General features: G+C 65.3%; 20 protein-coding genes and 1 pseudogene. 11 read left to right on the top strand and 10 right to left on the bottom strand.

What is annotated here, in order from left to right:
* Position 1 precedes the first annotated feature (1 nt).
* From GGD66_RS39680 to GGD66_RS39670, 3 genes are read left to right on the top strand one after another with little or no spacing between them, the layout of a single operon-like run.
* Entirely contained in the window at positions 2-2,389 is a 2,388-nt protein-coding gene (locus tag GGD66_RS39680; protein ID WP_183234885.1) for a xanthine dehydrogenase family protein molybdopterin-binding subunit, read from the top strand.
* 11 nt (positions 2,390-2,400) lie between these two features.
* Entirely contained in the window at positions 2,401-3,198 is a 798-nt protein-coding gene (locus GGD66_RS39675) for a xanthine dehydrogenase family protein subunit M (protein WP_183233444.1), read from the top strand.
* 16 nt (positions 3,199-3,214) lie between these two features.
* Positions 3,215-4,705, top strand: coding sequence for an amidase (locus GGD66_RS39670; RefSeq protein WP_183233443.1), 1,491 nt, complete (start codon positions 3,215-3,217; stop codon positions 4,703-4,705).
* Between the two features lie 159 nt (positions 4,706-4,864).
* Here the strand turns inward: GGD66_RS39670 and GGD66_RS39665 are convergent, their stop codons facing one another.
* The 3 genes from GGD66_RS39665 to GGD66_RS39655 all read right to left on the bottom strand — a co-directional run bounded on the left by GGD66_RS39665 (position 4,865) and on the right by GGD66_RS39655 (position 8,396).
* Complete coding sequence (locus GGD66_RS39665; protein ID WP_183234883.1) at positions 4,865-5,764, bottom strand: LysR substrate-binding domain-containing protein; 900 nt, start codon at positions 5,762-5,764, stop codon at positions 4,865-4,867.
* Positions 5,765-5,848: 84 nt separating this feature from the next.
* Positions 5,849-7,219 (bottom strand): amidase, encoded by a 1,371-nt coding sequence (locus GGD66_RS39660; RefSeq protein WP_183261974.1) that lies wholly within the window; start codon positions 7,217-7,219, stop codon positions 5,849-5,851.
* Positions 7,200-8,396: an MFS transporter gene (locus tag GGD66_RS39655; protein WP_183233440.1), complete on the bottom strand. Its 1,197-nt coding sequence runs from the start codon at positions 8,394-8,396 to the stop codon at positions 7,200-7,202. Before GGD66_RS39655 ends, GGD66_RS39660 begins: the two co-directional genes overlap by 20 nt.
* A 26-nt stretch (positions 8,397-8,422) precedes the next feature.
* On the opposite strand from GGD66_RS39655, the gene GGD66_RS39650 reads away from it, so the two are divergent.
* Positions 8,423-8,758 carry a hydroxyisourate hydrolase gene (locus GGD66_RS39650; RefSeq protein WP_183233439.1) on the top strand — a complete coding sequence of 112 codons (336 nt, stop codon included), beginning with the start codon at positions 8,423-8,425 and terminating at the stop codon, positions 8,756-8,758.
* Here GGD66_RS39650 and GGD66_RS39645 read toward each other — a convergent pair whose 3' ends face one another.
* The 4 genes from GGD66_RS39645 to GGD66_RS39630 are packed head-to-tail and all read right to left on the bottom strand — an operon-like array spanning position 8,759 to position 12,626.
* Positions 8,759-9,574 carry an ABC transporter permease gene (locus GGD66_RS39645; protein ID WP_183233438.1) on the bottom strand — a complete coding sequence of 272 codons (816 nt, stop codon included), beginning with the start codon at positions 9,572-9,574 and terminating at the stop codon, positions 8,759-8,761. It lies immediately after the preceding gene.
* A complete protein-coding gene (locus tag GGD66_RS39640) occupies positions 9,574-10,437 on the bottom strand; it encodes an ABC transporter permease (protein WP_183233437.1) in 864 nt (287 codons plus the stop codon). Before GGD66_RS39640 ends, GGD66_RS39645 begins: the two co-directional genes overlap by 1 nt.
* Before the next feature lie 3 nt (positions 10,438-10,440).
* Entirely contained in the window at positions 10,441-11,487 is a 1,047-nt protein-coding gene (locus GGD66_RS39635; RefSeq protein ID WP_183233436.1) for an ABC transporter substrate-binding protein, read from the bottom strand.
* A gap of 44 nt (positions 11,488-11,531) precedes the next feature.
* Positions 11,532-12,626 (bottom strand): ABC transporter ATP-binding protein, encoded by a 1,095-nt coding sequence (locus GGD66_RS39630; RefSeq protein WP_183233435.1) that lies wholly within the window; start codon positions 12,624-12,626, stop codon positions 11,532-11,534.
* An 88-nt stretch (positions 12,627-12,714) separates the two neighbouring features.
* Here GGD66_RS39630 and GGD66_RS39625 point away from each other — a divergent pair, with 88 nt between their 5' ends.
* Complete coding sequence (locus tag GGD66_RS39625; protein ID WP_183233434.1) at positions 12,715-14,097, top strand: amidase; 1,383 nt, start codon at positions 12,715-12,717, stop codon at positions 14,095-14,097.
* Here the strand turns inward: GGD66_RS39625 and GGD66_RS39620 are convergent.
* Entirely contained in the window at positions 14,094-14,843 is a 750-nt protein-coding gene (locus tag GGD66_RS39620) for an aspartate/glutamate racemase family protein (protein WP_183233472.1), read from the bottom strand. The genes GGD66_RS39625 and GGD66_RS39620 overlap by 4 nt on opposite strands.
* A 2-nt stretch (positions 14,844-14,845) precedes the next feature.
* Positions 14,846-15,577 (bottom strand): GntR family transcriptional regulator, encoded by a 732-nt coding sequence (locus tag GGD66_RS39615; protein ID WP_210316766.1) that lies wholly within the window; start codon positions 15,575-15,577, stop codon positions 14,846-14,848.
* A gap of 174 nt (positions 15,578-15,751) precedes the next feature.
* Between GGD66_RS39615 and GGD66_RS39610 the strand changes: the two genes are divergently transcribed.
* The 6 genes and pseudogenes from GGD66_RS39610 (at position 15,752) to GGD66_RS39585 (ending at position 20,887) form a co-directional block, all read left to right on the top strand.
* On the top strand, positions 15,752-16,756 hold the full coding sequence (locus GGD66_RS39610) for an ABC transporter substrate-binding protein (protein ID WP_183233433.1): 1,005 nt from the start codon (positions 15,752-15,754) through the stop codon (positions 16,754-16,756).
* Positions 16,740-17,592 (top strand): annotated as a pseudogene (locus GGD66_RS39605) (ABC transporter permease). Before GGD66_RS39610 ends, GGD66_RS39605 begins: the two are co-directional and overlap by 17 nt.
* Positions 17,592-18,368 (top strand): ABC transporter ATP-binding protein, encoded by a 777-nt coding sequence (locus GGD66_RS39600; protein WP_183233431.1) that lies wholly within the window; start codon positions 17,592-17,594, stop codon positions 18,366-18,368. Before GGD66_RS39605 ends, GGD66_RS39600 begins: the two are co-directional and overlap by 1 nt.
* A gap of 9 nt (positions 18,369-18,377) precedes the next feature.
* On the top strand, positions 18,378-19,109 hold the full coding sequence (locus tag GGD66_RS39595; RefSeq protein WP_183233430.1) for an aspartate/glutamate racemase family protein: 732 nt from the start codon (positions 18,378-18,380) through the stop codon (positions 19,107-19,109).
* Complete coding sequence (gene hydA, locus GGD66_RS39590) at positions 19,109-20,530, top strand: dihydropyrimidinase (RefSeq protein ID WP_183233470.1); 1,422 nt, start codon at positions 19,109-19,111, stop codon at positions 20,528-20,530. Before GGD66_RS39595 ends, hydA begins: the two co-directional genes overlap by 1 nt.
* Positions 20,531-20,611: 81 nt before the next feature.
* Positions 20,612-20,887 carry a hypothetical protein gene (locus GGD66_RS39585; protein ID WP_183233429.1) on the top strand — a complete coding sequence of 92 codons (276 nt, stop codon included), beginning with the start codon at positions 20,612-20,614 and terminating at the stop codon, positions 20,885-20,887.
* Positions 20,888-21,323: 436 nt separating this feature from the next.
* On the opposite strand, the gene GGD66_RS39580 is transcribed toward GGD66_RS39585, so the two are convergent.
* On the bottom strand, positions 21,324-22,202 hold the full coding sequence (locus GGD66_RS39580) for a GNAT family N-acetyltransferase (RefSeq protein ID WP_183261972.1): 879 nt from the start codon (positions 22,200-22,202) through the stop codon (positions 21,324-21,326).
* Between the last annotated feature and the right edge of the window lie 301 nt (positions 22,203-22,503).

Below are 22,503 nucleotides of genomic sequence, written 5' to 3'. Positions count from 1 at the left end.
CATGGGCAATGTCATCGGCATCGGCGCCGCGCCGAAGCGCAAAGAGGACCAGCGCTTCCTCACCGGCCGCGGCAATTACGTCTCCGACATCAAGCGTCCGGGCATGACGGCCGGCGTATTCGTGCGCTCTCCGCATGGCCATGCGCTGCTGCGCGGCATCGACAAGAGTGCGGCGCTGGCATCATCAGGCGTGATTGCCGTGTTGACTGGCGACGACGTCAAGGCCGATGGCCTGGGATCACTGCCTTGCGGCTGGGGTATCTCGGATGCGCAGGGCGTGCCGATGAAGGAGCCGCCGTTTCCGATGCTGGCGCAGGGCAAGGTGCGCTTCGTTGGTGACATGGTGGCCTTCGTCGTGGCGGAGACGCCGGAGCAGGCAAATGCTGCAGCCGAATTGCTCGCGATCGACTACGAAGTGCTGTCTTCAGTCGTCGGCGTGCTCGAAGCCGTCCGGCCCGGCGCGCCGCAATTGTTCGACGACGTCCCGAACAACATCTGTTGCGACTGGGAGCTCGGTGACAAGGCCGCCGTCGAGACCGCGTTCCGGAAAGCTGCGCATGTCGCAAAGCTGAGCCTCGTCAACAACCGCCTGATCGGCAATCCGATGGAGCCGCGTGCGGCGATCGCGGAATACGAGCCAGGCACGGACCGATTCACGCTGTGGACCACGAGCCAATTCCCGCATGTCGTACGCTTCCTGATGGGGGCGCTGGTGCTGAACATCCCGCAGCACAAGCTGCGGGTGGTTGCGCCCGATGTCGGCGGCGGATTCGGCGTCAAGCAGTTCCACTATGGCGAGGAGGCCGTCATCACCTGGGCCGCCAAGCGCGTGAAGCGGCCGGTGAAATGGGTCGCGAGCCGCTCGGAAGGTTACGTCTCCGATCGTCACGGCCGCGATCACGTCACCGAGGCCGAGCTGGCGCTCGACGAGACCGGAAAATTCCTGGCCTTCCGCGTCAACACGCTCGCCAATATGGGCGGCTATCTCTCGACCTTCGGGCCGAACATCCCGACCAATCTCTATGGGCCGCTGCTCGGCGGCGTCTACACGACGCCTGCGATCTACTGCAACGTGAAGGTGGTCTTCACCAATACGGTGCCGGTGGATGCCTATCGCGGCGCTGGCCGTCCCGAGGCGACCTTCGTCCTGGAGCGCATCGTCGATGTCGCCGCCAGCGAGATGGGGATCGACCGCGTCGAGATCCGCCGCCGCAACATGATCCCGAAGGAGGCCTATCCGTACCAGACGCCGGTGCTGGTGCAGTACGATTCCGGCGATCCCATGGGCTGTCTCGACGGCGCCCTCGTCGCGGCCGACGTCAAGAATTTCGGCATCCGCAAGGCGGCGTCTGCCAGCAAGGGCAAATTCCGCGGGCTCGGTTATTCCACCTACGTCGAGGCCTGCGGCCTTGCGCCGTCGCGCTTCGCCGGGAGATTGGGCGCGCGCGGCGGTCTGTACGAAAGCGCCACGGTGCGCGTGCATCCGACCGGCCAGGTGACGGTCATGATCGGAACCCACAATCACGGCCAGGGCCACGAGACGACGTTTGCCCAGATCGTCTCGGACAAGCTTGGGGTCGCCTTCGAGAATGTCGACATCGTGTTCGGCGATACCGACCGCGTGCAGTTCGGCATGGGCACCTATGGCTCGCGCTCCCTGGTGGTCGGCGGTGCGGCGCTGTCGAAGGCGACGGACAAGGTCATCGCCAAGGGCAAGAAGATCGCGGCCCATCTGCTCGAAGCGGCTGAGGTCGATATTCAGTTCGAGAGCGGCAAATTTTCGGTTGCGGGCACGGATCGCGCCAAGACGTTCGAGGAGATCGCGGGCGCTGCCTACGTGCCACACGATTATCCGCTTGAGGTGCTGGAGCCGGGGCTTGAGGAGCAGGCCTATTACGACCCCGTCAACTTCACCTATCCCGGCGGCTGCCACATCGCTGAAGTCGAGGTCGATCCCGAGACGGGCACGGTGACGCTGGTCAACTACACCGCGGTGGACGACGTCGGCACGGTCATCAACCCGATGATCGTGGAGGGCCAGCTGCATGGCGGCATCGTGCAGGGCGTCGGCCAGGCGCTGTTCGAGAGCGCGGTCTATGACGAAGGCTCGGGCCAGCTTCTGTCGGGCTCGCTGATGGATTACTGCATGCCGCGCGCCGACCATCTGCCGATGATGAAAGTGGCAACCCATTCCACGCTCTGCACGCATACGCCGATGGGTGTGAAGGGCTGCGGCGAGGTCGGCACCATCGGCTCGCCCGCCGCCGTCATCAACGCGGTGGTCGATGCGCTGTCGCACCTGGGCGTCACCCATGTCGACATGCCGGCGACGCCGAACCGGATCTGGCGCCTGTTGCAGAATGCGTCGCTGCCGGTCGCCGCGGAATAGGGAGGACAACAATGAAACCATTTGCCTATCACCAGCCTCACCAGATTCCAGATGCGGCTAAGCTTCTGACCTCGATCGAGGACAGCAAGCTTGTTGCGGGCGGCATGACGCTGATCCCGACGCTGAAGCAGCGACTGGCCAATCCGCCGGCGCTGGTCGATCTTTCGAAGCTCGGAAATCTCAAGGGCATCGCTGACGACGGTGCCATTGTCACGATCGGCGCGATGACGCCGCATGCGGTGGTCGCAGCTTCAAAGTTGGTGCAGGAGAAAATTCCCGGGCTCGCGGCGCTGGCTTCGATGATCGGCGATCCCGCCGTGCGCAGCCGCGGCACCATCGGTGGCTCCGTCGCCAACAACGATCCTGCTGCGGATTATCCCGCCGGCGTGCTCGGTCTCGGTGCCACCATCGTAACCAGCACGCGCGAGATCGCCGCCGACAGGTTCTTCCTCGGTCTGTTCGAAACCGCGCTTGAACCCGGCGAGATCATTACGGCGATCCGTTTTCCCGTGCCGCTGAAAGCGGGCTACGCAAAGTTCAAAGCGCCGGCGTCGCGCTATGCGCTGGTCGGCGTGTTCGTCGCGAAATTTGCCGACGGCTTCCGCGTCGCCGTAACGGGCGCGGGTCCCGGCGTGTTCCGCGTGCCGCCGATGGAGGCGGCGCTGTCGGGCAACTTTGATCCGTCCGCGATCGCGGCGATCAAGATCGACACCGACGGTCTCACCTCCGATATCCATGCGGAAGCCGATTACCGCGCGCATCTCGTCACGGTCATGGCCAAGCGCGCCGTCGACGCGGCGCTCAACTAGCTCCTTAGGGTTGATGATGACTGATGGTTCCGGCCGAACGGCCTTTCCGCCGGCGCCGACTGGCCTTGGCGCGCTTTCTGCAACCGAGATCATGGCCGGTTACCGGCGCAAGGCGTTCACCCCGCGCGATGTCATTGACGACACCATCGCCGCGCTGGAGGCGGCGGACGAGACCTGCAACGCGGTGGTGACGCCGATGTACGAGCAGGCGAGGGCGGAGGCCGACCGTCTCACCAGGGAAATGCGGGCGGGCGAAGCGAAGGGACCGCTCGCCGGTGTGCCCGTCACGATCAAGGACCTCGTCTTCGTCGCGGGCGTGCCGGCCTATGCAGGTTCGCCGATGAACGAGGGCTTCGTGCCTGAGGCCGACGCTGCCGTGGTCTCGGCCCTGAAGGCATCCGGCGCGATCATCACCTGCAAGACCACGACCTGCGAGTCAGGCTACAAGCTGACAGCCGACAGCCCCGTCACCGGCATCACGCGCAATCCCTGGAACCCTGGTCGCACCAGCGGCGGGTCGAGCGGCGGCGCCGCGGCGAGCGTCGCTGCCGGCTGCGGCCCGATCGCGATCGGCACCGACGGCGTCGGCTCGATCCGGGTGCCATCCTCCTTCTGCGGCGTGTTCGGCCTGAAGCCGACCTTTGGTCTCGTACCGCGCTCGCCCGGCTTCTCGCCGCCATCCTGGGCCTCGCTCGCCCATACCGGCCCGATCACGCGCACGGTCGCGGATGCTGCGCTGACGCTGGAGATCATAGCCGGCTACGACGTGCGTGATGCCGCGAGCCTTCCCGCGTCCGCACGCCGCTTCAATACGGATGCTGGGTGCCTGGACGGCATTCGTATCGGAGCCAGCGCCGATCTCGGCTACGCCGCCGTCAGCCCGGACGTGTGCGCAGCATTTGGCAAGGCGCTTGCCATTCTCGATTCCTGCGGTGCGCAGGTCACCATGGACGGGCCTGGTCTCGATCCCGGCATTTTGGAGCACACGCTGAAGCCGATCGCCTTTACCGAACAGGCGGCGGCGGTTGCGAGCAAGTCCGCAACCGATCTTGCAAGCTCGGAGGCCGACTATCGCAATGTCGTCAGCGCCGGCCGGCGCTACAGCGGCACGGATTACATCGAAGCGAGTTACCGCCGCGGCCAGACGCGCAGTGCCTTCGTCAAATTGTTCGAACGCGTCGATGTGCTGGTGACGCCGACGGTCGCGGTCACTGCGTTCGAAGCTGGCCGGATCGGAGTCGACACCATCGATGGCCGCAAGGTCGATCCGCATCTCGGCTGGTCGCCGTTTACCTGGCCGGTCAATCTCGCCGGTCTTCCGGCGGCAACACTGCCTTGCGGCTTCGATCGTGACGGGATGCCGATCGGTCTTCAGATTGTCGCGCCCTGGCTCGACGAGCCCACGATCTTCCGCATCGCCGCGGCGTTCGAGCAGGCGCAGCCCTGGGCGAAATTCTGGCCACAGCTGGCGCTACGCCAGGCGGGTGGGGAGCGCGCCAAGGGGTGAAGCGGTCATGATACGATTGGTGTTTTGCCCGACGTGTCAGATCGCGCAGGCACGGTCCGGAATCGTGGGCTCGGTGCTCCGTAAAGTGACGCGCGAAAAACCCTTTGCAAACAAAGGCCGTTCTACTGTGCATGGGGTTGTTTTCGCGTTTTTGTGGGCCTAGCCCAGCTCGATCGGCGGGCCGCGGCCGCTGAGCTCTTCGTCGAGGCGCAGATAATGCGCGAGATAGTCGTGCAGCGCGGTCGCGGCCTTCGAGGTGGCGCCGCTCGATTTGTAGAGCAACAGCTCGATCTTCGGCAGTGGCGGCAGGCCTTCGTTCGGTCCGATCTCGCGCATCGCCGGCACCAGCGCGCTGCGGCCGAGCACGGTGACGGCCATGCCGGCGAAAGCCGCGGCCTGGAGACCTCCGACGCTTTCACTGACGCAGGCGATGCGCCAGCGCAGATTGGCACGCTCCAGCGTGTCGATAGCGTAGTCGCGATAGATGTTTCCGGGGGGCAGCAGCGCCAGCGGAATCGGACGCTCCTGGTGCGCGACCGATTGATCACCGGTCATCCAGACCAGTTGCTCGCGCCGCACCACCTGGCCGCCGGTGAAATCGTTCATGCGGGTGACGAGCGCGATGTCGACGTCGCCGCGCTTGACGAGGCCGACCAGTGGCGTCGACAGCGCGCAATTGAGCTCGACCTGCACGCGCGGAAAGGATTTTCGGAACACGCTGAGGATCTGCGGCAGCATGAAGGCGGCGTAGAGGTCGGGCGTGCCGAGCACCACCTGACCCTCGATCTCCTGCGACGCCAGTTGCGAGATCAGCTCGTCATGCAACCTTAGGATGGATTTGGCGTAGGTGAGGACGGTGGTGCCGTCATCGGTCAGCGTCAGCCGGCGGCCGGCGTGCTCGAACAATTGCTTGCCTGTCAGCTCCTCTAGCCGCTGCAGTTGCAGGGTAATCGCCGGCTGGGTGCGGCCCAGCCGTCGGGCGGTCTCGGTGATGCTGCCGGTCTCGACCACCGAGATCAGCGACCGGAGCATGCGGATGTCGAGACTGATGAGGTTCATGCGGCGTCCATGTCGCCCAGAATTTATGCAAGTTCCATGCTAGCGCGTGCTGGCCCATGCTCATAGTGACGAGCCAAGCCGGCTTCAACACGCTTGCAGCATGGCCTCGATCTGGTGTGCGGCGCCAAGCAGCGTCAGGTCCTGCCCGCGCCTCGCGATGATTTGCAGGCCGAATGGAAGTCCGCGCGGATCCGTTCCGCACGGGATCGAGATCGCCGGCAGGCGGGCATGATTGACAAAAGGAGTAAACACCGCGTGCCCCCGTGGGCTCGCGGGTTTTCCGCCGATCATGTCGGGACCAAGCTGCGTCAGTGACCAAGCGACGCAGGGGACAGTTGGGGTCAGCAGCAGGTCCACGTCGGTGAGGAAGGCCGCGAAAGCATTGGCGATCGCGGCGCTCGCGACCAGAGCTCCAGCAACCTCGGCACCCGACCAGGAAAGGCCGCGTTCGATCTGCTTGGCGACATCAGGATCAAAGATGGCCGGGTCCTTGCGGAACGCGTCCCCATAGAGCGCAGCGAGACCGGCATGTTGGAGTGGCATGATGGCGTCTTCGGTCGCGCCCGTCGGCCAGACGGGATCGCGTCGAGTGATGCGCAAGCCTGCCGCGGAGAGGCGGTCGACAGTGGAGGCGAGGGCATTCTCGACGATGTCGTCGACCGCGACGTCTAAGCCAAGTCGCGGTGAGAATGCCATGCGCACGCCGCCTATGTCTTCCGCCTGCCGTGCAACGAGGGCGGAATCCGGGTCGCGCGGATCGGCGCCGGCCATGGACTCGAACGCCAATGCGATATCGGCCACATCAGATGCGATCGGTGCAATGACGGAAAGACCGAAGAACGGCTCGGCGAAACCGGGCCCATATGGAATCGCGCCGTAGGACGGCTTGAAGCCGGCGACGCCGACATGGGCCGGCGGCCTGCGGCTGGAGCCGCCGGCATCGGTACCGATCGCGAGCGGCACGAGGCCGGCTGCGACCGCAGCGGCGGGACCGCCGGACGAGCCGCCCGGTGTCAACGCGGGATCGAGCGGATGGGGCGTGGGTCCGTAGAGCTGTGAGGTCGTGACGCCCTTGCAGGCGAATTCCGACGTCGCGCCGATGCCGACGATGACAGCACCGGCCTTGCGCAGTCGCTCGATCGCAACCGCATCTTGCGGCGCGACGAAATCGGCGAACAGGCGCGAGCCCTGCGTCACGCGCCAGCCACTGGCCCAGATGTTGTCCTTGACGACGATGGGCACGCCGGCGAGCGACATCGTCTCGCCGGCGCGCAGGCGATCGTCGACCCTCGCAGCATCGGCAAGCGTCCGCGCGGGATCGATCGTCACCACCGCGTTGAGCGCCTTGGCGGCCTCGATGCGCGCGAGCGCGGCTTCGGCGGTCTCGACGGCGCTCGTCCGCCCGGCCGTGACGTCGGCGGCGATCCCGCGCGCGCTATTGACTGGTTTTGTCATGGCCTCCCCAGATCAACGCCAATGTGCCGCAGAGCACAAGGCAGGCCAAGGTAACGAACGCCGCGCCAAGACTGACCGTGGCGTCCAGCATTGAGATCAGTGCCGGCGCGGCCAGCAGGCCCGCATAGGATGCGGTCAGCACCGCGCCCGTGGTCTCGCCGATCCGGTCCTGTGGCGCAAGGTGGGCGATCTCGGCGATGAAGACGCCGTTCCAGCCCGACGCCGTCAGGCCGAGCAGCGCGGCCATCGCGAACTGGCCGGTGCGGCCGAGCGATGCGCCATCAAGGCCGAGCAGCGCGGCGCAGAACGCCATGCCGAGGCCGATGACGATCAGAACCACACGTGAAGCGTTGAGGCGCATGGCGACATAGCCCCAGCCGAGCCGGCCGACCAGGCCGCCGGTCTGCGCGCAGGCGAGCGCCATCCCGGCCTCGATATGACTGAGGCCGAGCTCGCGGGTGCCGAGCGTGACGAAGACGGTGTTGAGCGACACCTGCATCGCGCTGAACGGCATCGAGGCCAGCGCCAGCATCGCGATGCGCCGGTCCGCGGTGACGAGGCCCAGCCGTGCACGGAGACTGAGTTCCGGAGGAGGGGTTGCCTTGCCGGCATAGGCCGGCCGCAGCCGCTCGAACATCAGGATCGCCAACAGCGCACAGGTGCCCACCGCCGCATAGCACCAGGCGGGTCCGAGCGAGATGGCGATGGCGGGCAGAACCAGCGAGCCGCAGACGGCGCCGATCTGGTTGCCGGTCTGGCGGACCGAGAACACGAAGGCGCGCTGTTCGACCGTCACGAGCCGCGCCAGCAGCGCCGCGCTCGCCGGCGTCTCCGGCCCGAATGCAAGGCCGAGGCAGAGGCCGGCGGCAAGCAGTGCGGCCGTCGAGCCGAGCGAGGCCAGCGCCATGCTGAGGACGATCGCCGCCGCGCAGAGGCTGGCGATCCGGAGCGAGCCCAGGCGCGCGATGAAACCGCCGCCCCAGAACGAGGCGGGGATGCCGACGGCGAACACCGCGCAGGAGAACATTGAGAGCTGCCACACCTCGATCTGGGCGCGCGGCGCGACCACGCCCGGCGCGAACAGCGCGAGCGCCACCAGCGCCTGGAGCGAGGTCATCGCCCCCAGAGCCGGCGGCAGTGCGGGCGCTGGCCGAACGGCATTGTTTCCGTCTACCATGCAGCTGCACTCACGGGAGGAACATGGTGGCAGGCGGTATTTCCATTCACGCAGTCGACGTGGCGACCGGCCGGCCGGCGCAGGGCCTGCGCGTCGAGATCTGGCGGATCGATCCGGATTCGCTGTGCATCGCCGACGGACGGCTCGGCGCAAACGGCGTGCTCGATCATTCCGTCGCGCAAGGTGCAGGCGTGACGGCCGGTGAGTATGAGGTCCTGTTTCATCTCGGCGAATTCTTCGGCGACAGCGACGGCTTCCTGACCGTGGCGCCGTTCCGCTTCCGTATCAAGAACGTCCATGAACATTTTCATCTGCCGCTGAAATTCACGCGCTGGGGCTATTCGCTGTTTCGTGGGGCCTGATCAGTTGGTCAGTCGCCGCGACAGGCCGGTGATGCGCTCCATGACGGCGACCAGTGCGACGGTGGCGATGATCAGCACGCCCGACAGCGCGGCGATGGTGACATCGAGCTTGCCCTCGAGATCCTGCCACATCCGGATCGGCAGCATATCGGTTGCGGCATCGCGCAGGAACAGCGAGACCGGCACATTGTCGAACGACGACATGAAGGCGATGAAGGCGCCCGCGATGACGCCCGGCCGGATCAGCGGCAACACGATCCGCCGGAACGTGTAGAGGCGGCTCGCGCCCAGCACCGCCGAGCTTTCGAGCAGGGTCGGCTCCAACTGGGCAAGCGCGGCGACCGTGTTGCGCACGACGTAGGGCACGCAGACCACAGTGTGGCCGATCACCAGCGTCAGCGGCGACACCGGCAGGCCGACCAGTGAGAACAGCATCAAGGCCGCAAGGCCGAAGGCGAGTGCAGGGAGCACGAGCGGCGACATGAAGAGGGAATCCAGCAGCCGCGCCGACAGCGCCCGCGACCGCGAGATCGCGAGCGCAGCGGCAACGCCGAGCACGACGGAGAGGCCCGTCGCCCACGACGCGACGATCAAGCTGTTCTTGGCCGCGAAGTGCAGCTGCCACGCATTCCCGAGCTCGGCGTACCAGCGCAGCGAATAGCCCGGCGGCGGAAAGCGTAGCGAGAAGCCGCTGGTGAAGGAGACGATCAGGACCACGAGCGAGGGCGCGATGATCAGGATCAGCGCGATGATCGCGATCACGGTCATGACCAGCTCGAAGCTGAACGCCTCCAGGGTGCGCTTGCGTCCACTCATCACACGCCTCCATAGCCGCGCGACATGCGGCCGAGCGTGGTGAAGACCGAGACGACCGCGAGCACGGCCAGCAGGAAGATGATCGAGATCGCGGCCGCAAACGGCCAGTTCTGCAGCGTCGAAGCCTGCTGATAGAGATACATCGGCATGAACAGCATCTGCCCACCCCCGACCAGCGACTGGGTGATGAAAGCCGTGATCGCGGCGGCATAAGTCAACGTGCATCCGGCGATCACGCCGGGCAGCGACAGCGGCAGCACGATTTTGAAGAAGGTGCGCCAGCTTCCGGCGCCGAGCGAGCAGGATGCATCGTCGAGATTGGGGTCGATCCGGCCGAGCGCGGTGATCAGCGGCAGCGTCATCAGCGGCATCTGCACCTGCGCCAGTGCGATCACGACGCCGAACTGGGTGTAGAGCAGTTTGAGGGGCGTATCGATGATCCCAAGGGATTGCAGCGTCGCGTTGATGATGCCCTGCCGCCCCAGGATGACGATCCAGGCGAAGGTGCGCACCACCACGCTGGTCAGAAGCGGAAGCAGCACGATCAGGATGATGATGGTCTGAAGCTTGGGCCCGACCCGCTGATAGAGCCAGGCGATGGGAAAGCCGAGCACGAGACAGACGGCCGTCACCTCAGCGCCCAGCAGCAGCGTCGAGCCGAGCACGCTGAGGCTGAAGGGGTCGGTGAGGAAGTGCAGGTACTGGCCGAGCCCCCAATGCAGCCCGGCCGTGTCGTTGTGCAGGGAGAGCCAGAACAGTTGCAGCAGCGGTGCGACGAAGAACAGCAGGAAGAACAGCGCCAGCGGCGCTGCCAATCCCATGCCGTAGGAGGTGACGTCCCGCGATGCCGGTGCTGCGCCCATCGTTCAGATCTTGATCTCGCGGTTGAAGCGCTCGATCCAGGCCGAGCGTTGCTCGTTGATCTTCTTCCAGTCCTGGAACACGAACTTCTTCTTCAGCTCGGCGGTGTCCTTGGCCAGCACGCGCGCGATCTCGCCGCCCATCGTCACTTTGGAGTTGGTCGGCACGATCAGATAAGGCGGGTTCATCAGCGTGGTCTGCACCTCCGGCGTCAGCGCCGCCTCGATCAGCTTGAAGGCAAGCTCGCGGTTCGGCGAGTTCTTGACGATGTGGATCGTGGTTTTGAAGGCGATGGCGCCTTCCTTCGGCGCCACGAACTCGACCGGCACGCCGCGGGCTTTCAGGATCTGGATGGCGTTGAAATTGCCGGGCGAGATGTCGATCTGGCCCTGCTGGAACAGGGTGGCGAGCGCGCCGGGATTGGCTGCCACCGCGGCGAGATTGGGCTTCAGCTCCTCCAGCGCCTTGAAGCCGGGATCGACATTGGCTTCCGAGCCGCCGCGCATCTTGGCGATCTCGACCAGCCAGCCGGTGCCGAGCGTCGAGTTGAGGTTGGTGATGCCGACGCGGCCCTTGAACTCGGGCTTCCAGAGATCGGCCCATGAGGTCGGCGGCGTCTTGACGGCTTCCGGATTGTAGGTGAGGCCGACAACCTGGAAGAAGGGGACGGGGCCCGTCGGCTCCTGCGCCTCGGCGATCAGGTCCTTGTAATAGGCGCTCTTGTCGACCGGATAGGACTCGACCAGATCCTGGCCGATGGCGACGAGGGCAGGACCCGGATCGTGCAGCATGACGTCGATCGGCGGATTGGCCTTGGCGGCGTTAACCTTCGCGATCTGGTCGACCGAGAGCATGGGATCGAGCACCATCGCGGCATCGGCGTTGGCCTTGCGGAAGGCCGGCACGAGCACGGCCTTGTGCGCTTCCTCCCAGCTTCCGGTGAAGGTCGCAAACACCAGCGGGCGGGCCTGGGCGAAGCTCAGTCCGGGAAACGCCTTCATGGCCCCGAGCGTGAGGGCGGTCGTCATCAGGCTGCGGCGATTGAGGATCATGTCGAACTCCGTGTGGACTGGATCAAAAGCGTTTTGGACTGGACCTAAAGCGATGCAGGAAAGGCGTTGGCGAGCGATGGGGCGAGCGGTGCGAGGCGCACGGCGGCGCCGCTCTCCAATGCGCGCGTCTCGCCGATGCGCGCCTGGGAGATCTTGACGCCGGAGCCGTCGGCCGTCGTGACCTCGTGAACGACGGTGGCGCCCAGCGGCAGCGACATGCCGACCACGCCGGCAAAACCGGTCTCGTCGCCGACGAATTGCAGATGCTCGGGTCGGATGCACACGGTGACGCGGCCGCCTTCGGTGAGGGCGCCGGCCGCGGGGCGCGCGATGATCTCCGCGCCGGCATCGAGGCGTATCTTTGCAGCGGTGCGGTCCGTCGAGACCACAATTCCTGGCATGCGGTTGGTCGAGCCGACAAAAGTGTTCACGAACAGCGTCTGCGGCCGGTCGTAGACGTCGGACGGCGAGCCGAATTGCTCGAGCTTGCCGTGGCTCAGCACGGCGACGCGATCGGCCATCGACAGCGCCTCTTCCTGATCGTGCGTCACGATCAGCGTGGTGATGCCGGAGACGCGCTGCAGCCGCTTGACCTCGATCTGCATGTCGAGGCGCAGATTCTTGTCGAGCGCCGCAAAGGGCTCATCCAGCAGCAGGATCGACGGCTTGATCGCGAGCGCGCGGGCGAGCGCGACGCGCTGCTGCTGGCCGCCGGAGAGCTGCCGAGGCAGCCGCTCGTCCATCGCGGGCAATTGCACCAGCTCCAACAGGCGCTGCGCCTCGCGCTGGCGCGTCGCCTTGTCGATGCCGCGGGCGGCGAGGCCGTAGGCGACGTTCTCGCTGATCGAAAGATGCGGGAACAACGCGTAGTTCTGGAACACGATGCCGACGGCGCGGCGGTTCGGCGGCAGCGCATCGACGATGTCATCGCCGATGATGATGCGCCCCTGGCTCTGCGCGATGAAGCCGGCGATGATCCGCAATAGGGTGGTCTTGCCGCAGCCGGACGGGCCGAGCAGGGCGATGATCTCGCCGCCCTTGATGTCGAGATTGATGTTCTCGACCGCGAGCGCGCCACTCGGATAGCGGTGGGTGACCGCATCGACGACGAGCGAACGGCCGCCTTGCGCTTCAGCCATGATGTTGCCTCCCGTTGCCCGAAGGGAGAAAGCAAGTCTCGTGCCCGCGGCGCTCGCCTTTCGCAGCGCACTCGGGCATTGTGGTGCGATGACATCGATATGCGACCTCAGTGCCACAGCCCTCGCGCGCGCCATTGCCGGCGGTGAGCTGTCCTCGCGCGACGTCGTCGAGGCGCATCTGGCGCGGATCGTGGATCAGGATGCGCAATTGGCGGCATTCGTCACCGTCGATGCGGACGGCGCTCGCCGTGCCGCGCAAATCTGCGATGCCGCGTCCGCGCCAATCGGCCCGCTGCATGGCGTGCCGATCGCGATCAAGGATCTCACCGACACTGCGGGACTTGCAACGACTTATGGATCCGTGCTGTTCCGCGATCACGTGCCGGCCGAGGACGATCTCGTGGTGGGGCGGCTGCGTCGCGCCGGCGCCATCATTCTGGGCAAGAGCAACACGCCGGAGTTTGGCTTTGGCGCGGTCTGCACCAATAAATTGCGAGGACCGACGCGCAATCCCTTCGATCTCGCGCTGACCTCCGGCGGATCGTCCGGCGGCTCTGCCGTCGGGGTCGCTGCCGGCATGGTGCCGCTGGCGCACGGCACCGATTTCGGTGGCTCCGTGCGGACGCCCGCAAGCTTCTGCGAAGTCGCCTCGATCCGTCCGACGCCCGGCCGCATCCCGTCGCCGCGCCGCCCGCTCGGCTGGGATATGCTGGCGACCCACGGTTTTCTTGCCCGCGGCGTCGATGACCTCGCGCTCGCCCTGTCGGTCTGTGCTGGTGACGACGCGAAGGATCCGCTCTCGACCGGCGTTTACAATGACGATCGGCCGCTCGCAGGACGCCCCCGGATCGCCGTCACGCCCGATTTTGGCGTTGCGCCGGTTTCGCGCGACGTTCGTGCGCGTTTTGCTGCCGCCTGCGACGCCCTCGCCGGCGTTGCCGATCTGCTGCCGTTTTCGCCTAATTGCAGCGGCGCGATAGAGACCTTCCGCACGCTCCGCGCCGCACACATCGCCAACAGCTATGGCGAGCTGCTGCGGACGCGCCGCACCGAGCTCACACCTACCGTGATCTGGAACATCGAGGCGGGCGCAGAGCTTTCCGCCGAAGATTATCTCAACGCCGAGCGCCGCCGCACCGCGATCTACCGCAGCTTTCGCGCGCTGTTCGCGCGTGCCGATTTCCTGATCGCGCCCGCAGCCTCGGTCTTCCCCTGGCCGAACGAGATCAGTGATGTCACCGCGATCGACGGCGTAGCGCTGGAGACGCCGATCGACTATCTCGCCGTCACCTTCATGGTGTCGCTGGTCGGCTTTCCGGTCCTGACCTTGCCGGTGCGGCGAGGGGAGAATGAGCTGCCCTTCGGCATCCAAATCATCGCGCCGCCGGGCTGCGAATCCCGCCTGTTTGCTTTCGGCCGTAGCACCGAGAACGAATTGGGGTTTTCGCATCGCCGGCCGAAGCTCCCCTAGCTGTCGCGATGCTCGAGCCGGGCGGCGAGCGCCCCGGGAAGGCCGATGGTGGGCTTTGCTGCGGGCCGGCGGTACGTGCCCGCGCTCGCCTTGCGCAGGCGTAGCGCATGAAGCGCTTCGGCTTGCTTCACCGAGGCGATCACCTGATCGACGACGGGGACGGGAATTCGGTCCGCAACGCGCTCGGCAAGGCCGGAGAGGGGCGCGCCGGCAAAAATCAGCACATCGGCCTCGTCATCGACGATCGCGCGCTGGGCGAGGTCGACGAGCAGATCCTCCTTTTCGGTGCCGACCTCCGAAATCGCCTTGAACGGCGTATCGAGCATGCGAATGCCGGCGCAGCGTTCCCACAGCCCGTGGGCGCGGACGCATTCCTCGTACCAGGGGCCCAGCGCCTGCGCGAAGGTGACGATCGCGAAGCGGCGCCCGGCCATACAGGCCGTCAGCATCGCCGCTTCCGCCATGCCGACCACGGGAATGTCGAATGTCTCGCGTGCGGCGAACAGGCCGGGGTCGCCGAAGGCAGCGATGATCGCGGCATCCACCTTCATGTGCTGCTCGGCCAGCATCTCCAACGCAATGGCGCCGCCGATCTGCGCCTCGGTGCGCGTGGCGATATAGGGCACGCCGCGGGTCGCGGTGCAGGGGACCAGCTGAGTGCCGGGCGCCGCCGCGCGCTGTCCGACATCGGTCATTAATTGTGTGACCGCGGTGCTGGTGTTGGGGTTGAGCAGCAGCAGCTTCATGGTCATGCTGCCGTCAGCCTGGGTTTGGGGGCGAGAGTCTCGAGCAAAGCGGTGCCGGTCTGGCGGACGTGGGCGCCGAGCAGGCGTCCCGCGGCTTCACTGTCTCGCGCCTCGAGGGCGGCGAGGATGCCGGCGTGCTCATCCACCGAATTGCTCCAGCGCTTGTCGGCGCCCAGCGCCAGATAGCGCGCGCGTTCGGCGCGGGAGATCAGCGTCTCGTGCGCCTCGCGGAGCGGCGTGTTGCGCGCCATGCGGACGATGGTGTTGTGGATCTCGCCGTTGATGGCGAAGTAATCGTCGAGCTTGCCGTTGCGATGATGACCCTCCATGCGGGTCTGCAGCGTCCGCAGGCGGGCGAGGTCGCGTTCGGTCGCGCGCTCCGCCGCCAGCTCGGCGGCCAGCCGCTCGATGCCGGCGAGCGCTTCGAACAACTCCGAGATGCCGTCAACCGCGATGTCGGCGATGCGCGGGCTGCGGTTGGGACGAAGCTCGATCAATCCCTCCGCCGCCAGCACCTTCATCGCCTCGCGCAGCGGCGTGCGCGATACGCCCAGCTCCTTTGACAACCTGGTCTCCTGGGTCTGCGATCCCGGCGCCAGCTCGCCGCGAATGATCATCGTCCGCATCCGCGCGGCGGCGCGCTCGTGCAAGCCCATCCTCTTGAGCTTGGGCGACTTTCGCCCCTTCGGGATTTCCGACTTCTGCTGCACGCGCGCCTCATTGCTACAGTTCATCCTAGCCGTTTCCGGCTCCTTGGCTTGCCCAAAATACCGACGCATGTAGCTGAAAACAATGGCATAGCGCGCAAATTGTATGCAGCATGCAGAATCCCCGTTGCGCTGCGGCGAAGGCCGACCGATGATCTCGCGAAACGCGCGAGATCTCGCGCCTTCGAAACGGAGTTTGCGATGCGGACGAGTTTGCGACTGGGCCTTGTGATGATGGCGGCGATGTTCGGGGCTGGCGATTTTGCCTCCGCGCAAGCCCCGAAGATCAAGCTCGGCTACGCCAAATGTGCGCACTGCCTGCCGATGTCGCTGATCCCGGGCATGGCGAAAGGCGTCGAGATCGAGGCTACCGGCTTCAACTCGGGCAATGACGTGCTCACGGCCCTGGTGTCGAAGAGCATCGACGTCGCGCAGGTCACCTATCTCCACTACATCACCGCGCTTGACAAAGGTTTTGACGTTGTCGCCGTATCAGGCCAGATCAACGGCGGCTCGGAGTGTCTCTCCTCCGCGAAGCTGAACCTTCCCCCTGAGGACTGGACCACGTTCAAGGCGACCGCTCTGAAGGCGAAGAGCGACGGTCAGCCGCTGAAGGTCGCGGCGTCGCGCGGCAATGCGCAGGACATCCACATGCGGGGCGCATTCCTCAAGCAGGGCCTCGATCCCAACAAGGACGTCCAGTTCATCAACATCCCCAATCCGTCCGACCATCTCGCGGCCCTGCAGCGCGGTGAGGTCGACATGATCTGCTCGGTCGAGCCGTTCGCCTCGCAGATCCGGCTTGCGGGCGCCGGCAAGCATTTTGTGCTGCCCTATGACCAGGCCGCCGGCAATCTCACCAATCTCATCGTTACCCGCTCCGACGTGATCGCCAGCCAACGCGCCGGTGTGCAGGGCGTCGTCAGCGCCGTGGTCGAGCTCGACAACAAGTTGATTGCCGACAAGGCGCCGTGGATCGAGGTCATCAACAAGCTCACCGGTCTTGACAAGAATGTGGCGACGGAAGCGCTGAAGAACGCGTCGCCCGATCCGGCGATCCATCGGTCGCAGACGCTCGCGATCGCCGCGATGATGCGCGACCTCAAATACATCTCGAAGGACGTCTCCGCGGAAGCGGAGAAGAACATGGACTACTCGTTCCTGGCGCATGCCACCGGAAAGGCCAAGAATGACCTCGGTTATTGACGTCTCGCCCGCAAGGACGGCCTTTCGGCTGACGCGGGCGTTCCAGGGGCTCGAACGCCTCGTCGTGCCCGCGTTGCTGATCGCGGGCTGGGAGGCCTTTGCCCGCAGTGGCGTGCTGCCGCCCGCGCTGCTGCCGGCGCCGAGCGCGGTGCTGCATGCGCTCGGCGACTGGGTGTTCGGCTTCGACGAGACCACGCAGACCTATTCCGGGCACTGGCTGCGCGACGCGCTCGCCAGCGCGCTTCGCGTGTTCGGCGGCTTTGCGCTGGCGAGCCTCCTCGGCATCCTCGCCGGGGTCGCGATCGGCTGGTCGCGCCTGTTCGAGAAGACGCTGGAGCCGACCCTGCAGATGCTGCGCCCGATCCCGCCGGTGTCCTGGATTCCGCTCGCCATCATCTGGTTCGGCATCGCCGACAAGCCGGCGATCTTCCTCGTTTTCCTCGGTGCCTTCTTCCCCGTGCTAATGAACGCAATCCACGGCGTGAAGACCGTGGACCACAATCTCGTCCGTGCTGGTGCGATGATGGGCGCGAACGGGCGGCAGATGCTGACCGACATCGTGCTGCCGGCGGCGCTGCCCTCGATCTTCGCAGGCCCTGCGCATCGCGGTCGGATCGGCCTGGATGCTGACGGTCACGGCCGAGATGGTCGCGGTGAAGAGCGGCCTCGGTTACGTCTTGTGGGACTCCTATTACTTTCTGCGCTACGACATCGTGCTCGCGGCGATGATCTCGATCGGGCTGCTCGGCTATCTCTCCGACCTCGGCCTCAAGGCGATCATGGCGCGCACGCTGCGCTGGCAGCAGACGACCACCGTGCAGGGCAGGGCGGGCTGATGGCGGCAATCGAGCTTCGCAACATCGTCAAGGTGTTCTCCGACAAGCGGCGCGGCCGCGACCTGCTGACGTTGGACAACATCAATCTCGACATCGAGGCCAACGATTTCGTCTGCCTGCTCGGCCCCTCCGGCTGCGGCAAGTCGACACTCCTGAACATCATCGCCGGCTTCGAGCAGGCGACCTCCGGCCGCACGCTGGTCGACGGCAAGCAGGTGGAGCGGCCCGGCTCGGACCGCGGCGTGGTGTTCCAGCAGCCGACCCTGATGCCGTGGCTGACCGCGATCGACAACATCGCCTTCCACCTCAAGCTCAAGGGCGTTGCCAAGGCCCAACGGCACGACCGCGCCATGGAATTCATCGATCTCGTCGGCCTGCGAGGCTTCGAGCACCATCATCCCTCTGAAATGTCCGGCGGCATGAACCAGCGCGTCGGCATCGCACGCGCGCTGCTCATGAACCCCAGCGTCATCCTGATGGACGAGCCGTTTGCGGCGCTGGACGCCCAGACCAAGCTCGAAATGCAGGAAGAGCTGGTCGCGATCTGGCAGAAACGGCGCTGCACCATCGTGTTCGTTACCCACAGCGTCGACGAGGCGCTGGTGCTCGGCAACAAGATCGTGGTGATGACCAGGCGGCCCGGCCGGATCCGCGAGGCCGTCAATTTCGACCTGCCGCGCCCGCGCGACATCACGAGCCCCGAATTCAACGATGCAAAGCGCCACGTCCTGTCCCTGATCCGGGAGGAGTCGACGCGCCTTGCGCAGGCGTCGTAGGGTAGCGCCATGCGCAAGCGTCTCGGCATGATCACGCCGTCCTCCAACTCGGTGCTGGAGCCTGTCACCAGTGCGATGCTGGCCGGCGTCCCTGGCGTCACGGCGCACTTCTCGCGTTTCCGCGTCACCGAGATCGCGCTCGACGCAACGGCGCTCAGCCAATTTGACGCGTCCGCGATGCTTCCCGCCGCGGACTTGCTGGCCGATGCCAAGGTCGATGCGATTGCCTGGAACGGCACCTCGGCGAGCTGGCTCGGAATCGGGCGAGATCGAAGCCTTTGTGAAGCGATCACGGCGCGCACAAGTGTGCCGGCAACGACGTCGACGCTGGCCTGCATCGAGGCCACCCGCGCGCTCGGCGCCAAACGCATTGGCCTCGTCTCGCCATATACCGACGACGTGCAGCGGCGAATCGGCGATGTCTGGGCCGAGGCGGGCGTTGCCCCGCACGCAGAGCGCCACCTCCGCTTGCGCGACAACTTTTCCTTCGGCGAGGTCGCGCCGGCGACGATCGCGGACATGATCCGCGCCGTGGCTAGTGAGGGTGCCGACGCTATCGTCATCCTATGCACCAATCTCGACGGTGCAGCCCTGGCAACCGCGCTGGAGCGGGAGCTGGACATCGCCGTGCTCGATTCGGTCGCGGTCACGCTATGGCGGACGCTCTGCCTCGCCGGCGGCGACCTCTCGGCTCTTGCGCAGTGGGGGCGGATCTTCCAGACAATGCCAGTCATCAAGTGATGGAGACATCAGTGACGCAGCTCGATCTCGCCATTCGCGGCGGCACTATCGTGACGGCCAGCGACGAGTTTCGCGCCGATATCGGAATTCGCGCCGGCCGCATCGTCAGCATCTCCGACCGCATCGAGGGCGCGGCGCGCGAGATCGATGCGAGCGGATTGCTCGCGCTGCCGGGCGGCATCGACAGCCACGTCCACATCTCGCAAGCCTCGGGCCCCGACGTGGTGATGGCCGACGATTTTGCCTCGGCGACACGCGCGGCAGCGGCCGGCGGCAACACCATGGTGCTGCCCTTCGCGCTGCAGGAGAAGGGGACCTCGCTGCGCACCTGCGTCGAGAACTATCGCAAGCTTGCCGAAGGCGAGTGCTACGTGGACACCGCCTTCCATCTCATCATCTCTGATCCGACCGCGGTCGTGCTCGGGCAGGAGCTGCCGGCCCTGGTCAAGGACGGCTACACCTCCTTCAAGGTGTTCATGACCTATGACGACCTCGTGCTCAGCGACAAGCAGCTGCTCGAGGTATTCGAGGTTGCGCGCCGCGAGGAGGCGCTGGTGATGGTTCATTGCGAGGGCTATGACGCCATTCGCTTCCTCACCAGCAAGCTCGAGCGCGAGGGCCACATTGCACCCTACTATCACAGCACTTCGCGGCCCCAGGCGGTCGAGCGCGAGGCGACACATCGCGCCATCAGCCATGCCGAGGTGATCGGCGTTCCCATCATGATCGTGCACGTCTCCGGGCGCGAGGCGATGGAGCAGGTGCGCTGGGCCCAGCAGCGCGGACTGCCGGTTCATGCCGAGACCTGCCCGCAATACATCACGCTCACGGCCGACGACATGAAGGGCCTGAACATGGACATCACGGGCGCGAAGTATGTCTGCTCGCCGCCGCCGCGCAATGCCGAGAGCCAGCAGGCGATCTGGGAAGGCATCACGACCGGCGTGTTCCAGACCTTCTCGTCCGATCATTGCCCGTTCCGCTACGATGATCCCAAGGGTAAGCTGACGCCGAACGCCCGCACCTCGTTCCGCTGGGTGCCGAACGGTATTCCTGGCGTCGAGACGCGGCTGCCGATCCTGTTCTCCGAAGGCGTCTCGAAGGGCCGCATCACCCTGCAAAGGTTCGTCGAGCTGACGGCGACCAACCACGCGAGGATCTACGGTCTCTATCCGCGCAAGGGCTCGATCGGCGTCGGCTTCGATGCCGATATCGTGCTGTGGGACCCCAAGCTGAAGAGGAAGATTCAGCAGGCCGATCTTCACCACGGCGCAGACTATACACCCTGGGAAGGCTTTGACGTCACCGGTTGGCCCGTCACCACCATTGCCCGCGGCCGGGTCGTGTACGACCAGGGCAAGATCGTCGGCGACAAGGGCGCCGGCGAGGTGCTGAGCCGTGGCAAGTCGAGCCTGATCTGATCAGGCGCAGCCTGTCGTGCCGTGTCTGTCGTACGGCGGATCATACGGAACGGGATCGAGCGGCCGAACTGTCGAAAGAGCATGCTCAACCGTGATTGCGCCGATGCGGCCCTGGATGGCACCCTTGTCCAATTTGGGTCGGCTATTCACCGTCTGTTGAAGCGCCGGATCAGCTGTGTCCAGCTCGGACCGATCTGCCTGGCCCTATGCCATGCGGGATCATTGTCGCTTTCTCTTGTCCGGACCACTTTGTTGTTGCAGTTGCACGAGACGCCCATTCAGGCGAATGATATGTGCGCGCCACGCAAATTGCTGGTTCGAGTGCGCGAGGACATCTCCATGCTGCCGGTTCGATGAAAGAATAACCAATTGAATTCGCAAGCCTATCTCTTTTCCGTGGCGCCCATGATGGATTGGAGCGAGAGTTCAAATTTTTCAATTGGTTAGATGGCTGCGTGTGCGCGGCGTGCACCGGGAGATCAAGAAAAATCTCACCACGGCCAACGTAAGCTGGCTTGTTGCGCATGCGCATGATCTGAATTTACGAGGCCAGGAGGCGGGCGATTGCTTACGGCAGTCTCGGCTGTTCGAGGCGGGATAGTCGAAAATCGTGGGTTTGACTCCCACTTTCTCCGCCAATTGCGCGATTGTGTGCGCCAAACTACGATTTCGTGCGCTTGGGGCCGCTTCGCGAGCGACTCGTCCCTCTGCTGGTCGCCCTAGCCACGGCCCGTCTCTGTAGGGTCGCGATCGGCCGTTGGCACCAGTCCCCACGGAGCTTCGCTTCATAGCTTCAGCTCAACGCGTGACCAGCTAGCCCGTACACCCACGGCTCATTTTCCTTTCGGTTCAGGAATCGCCGGCCCTTAGACATCGTCGTGACGGTGTCGGTCATCCCGAGGCGGCTCTGTTGAAGGAAGTCGGCAAACAGACCCGTCTGCTCCCGCGTATCGACGCGGACGAATTGTCTCGCGAGATCCCTGAGATGCACGGCCGTGAGATGGATCGCGTCACAATCATTGCTGGCGATGATCGGGCCGATCACATGACCGCGCCCGAATTCGCGCTTCATGGAATAACCGACGGTCTCTCCGCCGCGGCGCAGGACGGAGATTGACGCACCTTCAGAAAGCAACGCGAGCAGCTTCTGCCGGTTAGTTCCGAACGCGCGTTCGTCCAGTGCCGCGATCTCTCCGATGTTAGCCGTGGACAGCGAGCTCAACTCACCGGCCAGACCCGGCACCGGCGGGGGTGGTGAGACGATCTCTCCTTGCCACAGATGCACGGTGGCTTCCTTCGTGAACCCCAGCGACAGATACAGATGATAGGCGACATGGGTTGAATTGAGGGTCAAATTCCGGTCGCCACACCGCTCGAAAACCTGCTCCATGAGCCAGCGGCCAGTACCTTGTGCCTGGGTTCGGGGCGATGTGATCACCAGGCCAATCGTCGCGAATTCCTGGCTATAAGGGAACCACATCGCGCTGCCGAAAACGCGGCCTATGCCGTCAACGGCGACGATGCCGTGGCCGGCGCGGCGTAGGAAATCCCAATCCTTGGGGCGATGCGGCCAGCCGACACCGATCGAAAGCGCGTGGAGCAGCTTCACATCAACGTCGTTTATGTCCTTGGCCACCAGTTCAAAGGACTTCACGCGTACCGTTCGTCCCATTCAGCTCATCCATTCCTTTGCGGGCTCAAAGGCCGCGGCCTATCCCCCGCCGACCTTCTGCTGCGTGCCGCACAAGCCCTCTTTTGCAGCAGCATAGCGCGGAAGGCCAGCAGGTTTCGCCTGTTTGGCGGGCGGTACTCGGAATGTTTCGCCGCCAGTGGAGCTCGATTCAGCAGGGAAAGCTACTGGTTGCGGCCTATCGATATCCGGCAACAGCAGGCAGGGTGACCCCAGTGAACGTTGAAGGCTTCGTAGGGCTCGCCGCCTTTCCAGCCCTCGGTGGCCGGCCAGTCCGGTCTCA

It is taken from the genome of Bradyrhizobium sp. CIR48 (genome assembly GCF_014198315.1).
Classification (GTDB): Bacteria; Pseudomonadota; Alphaproteobacteria; order Rhizobiales; family Xanthobacteraceae; genus Bradyrhizobium.
The sequence above is the reverse complement of the archived record's forward strand: the minus strand, read 5'-3'. Positions and strand labels throughout refer to the sequence as shown.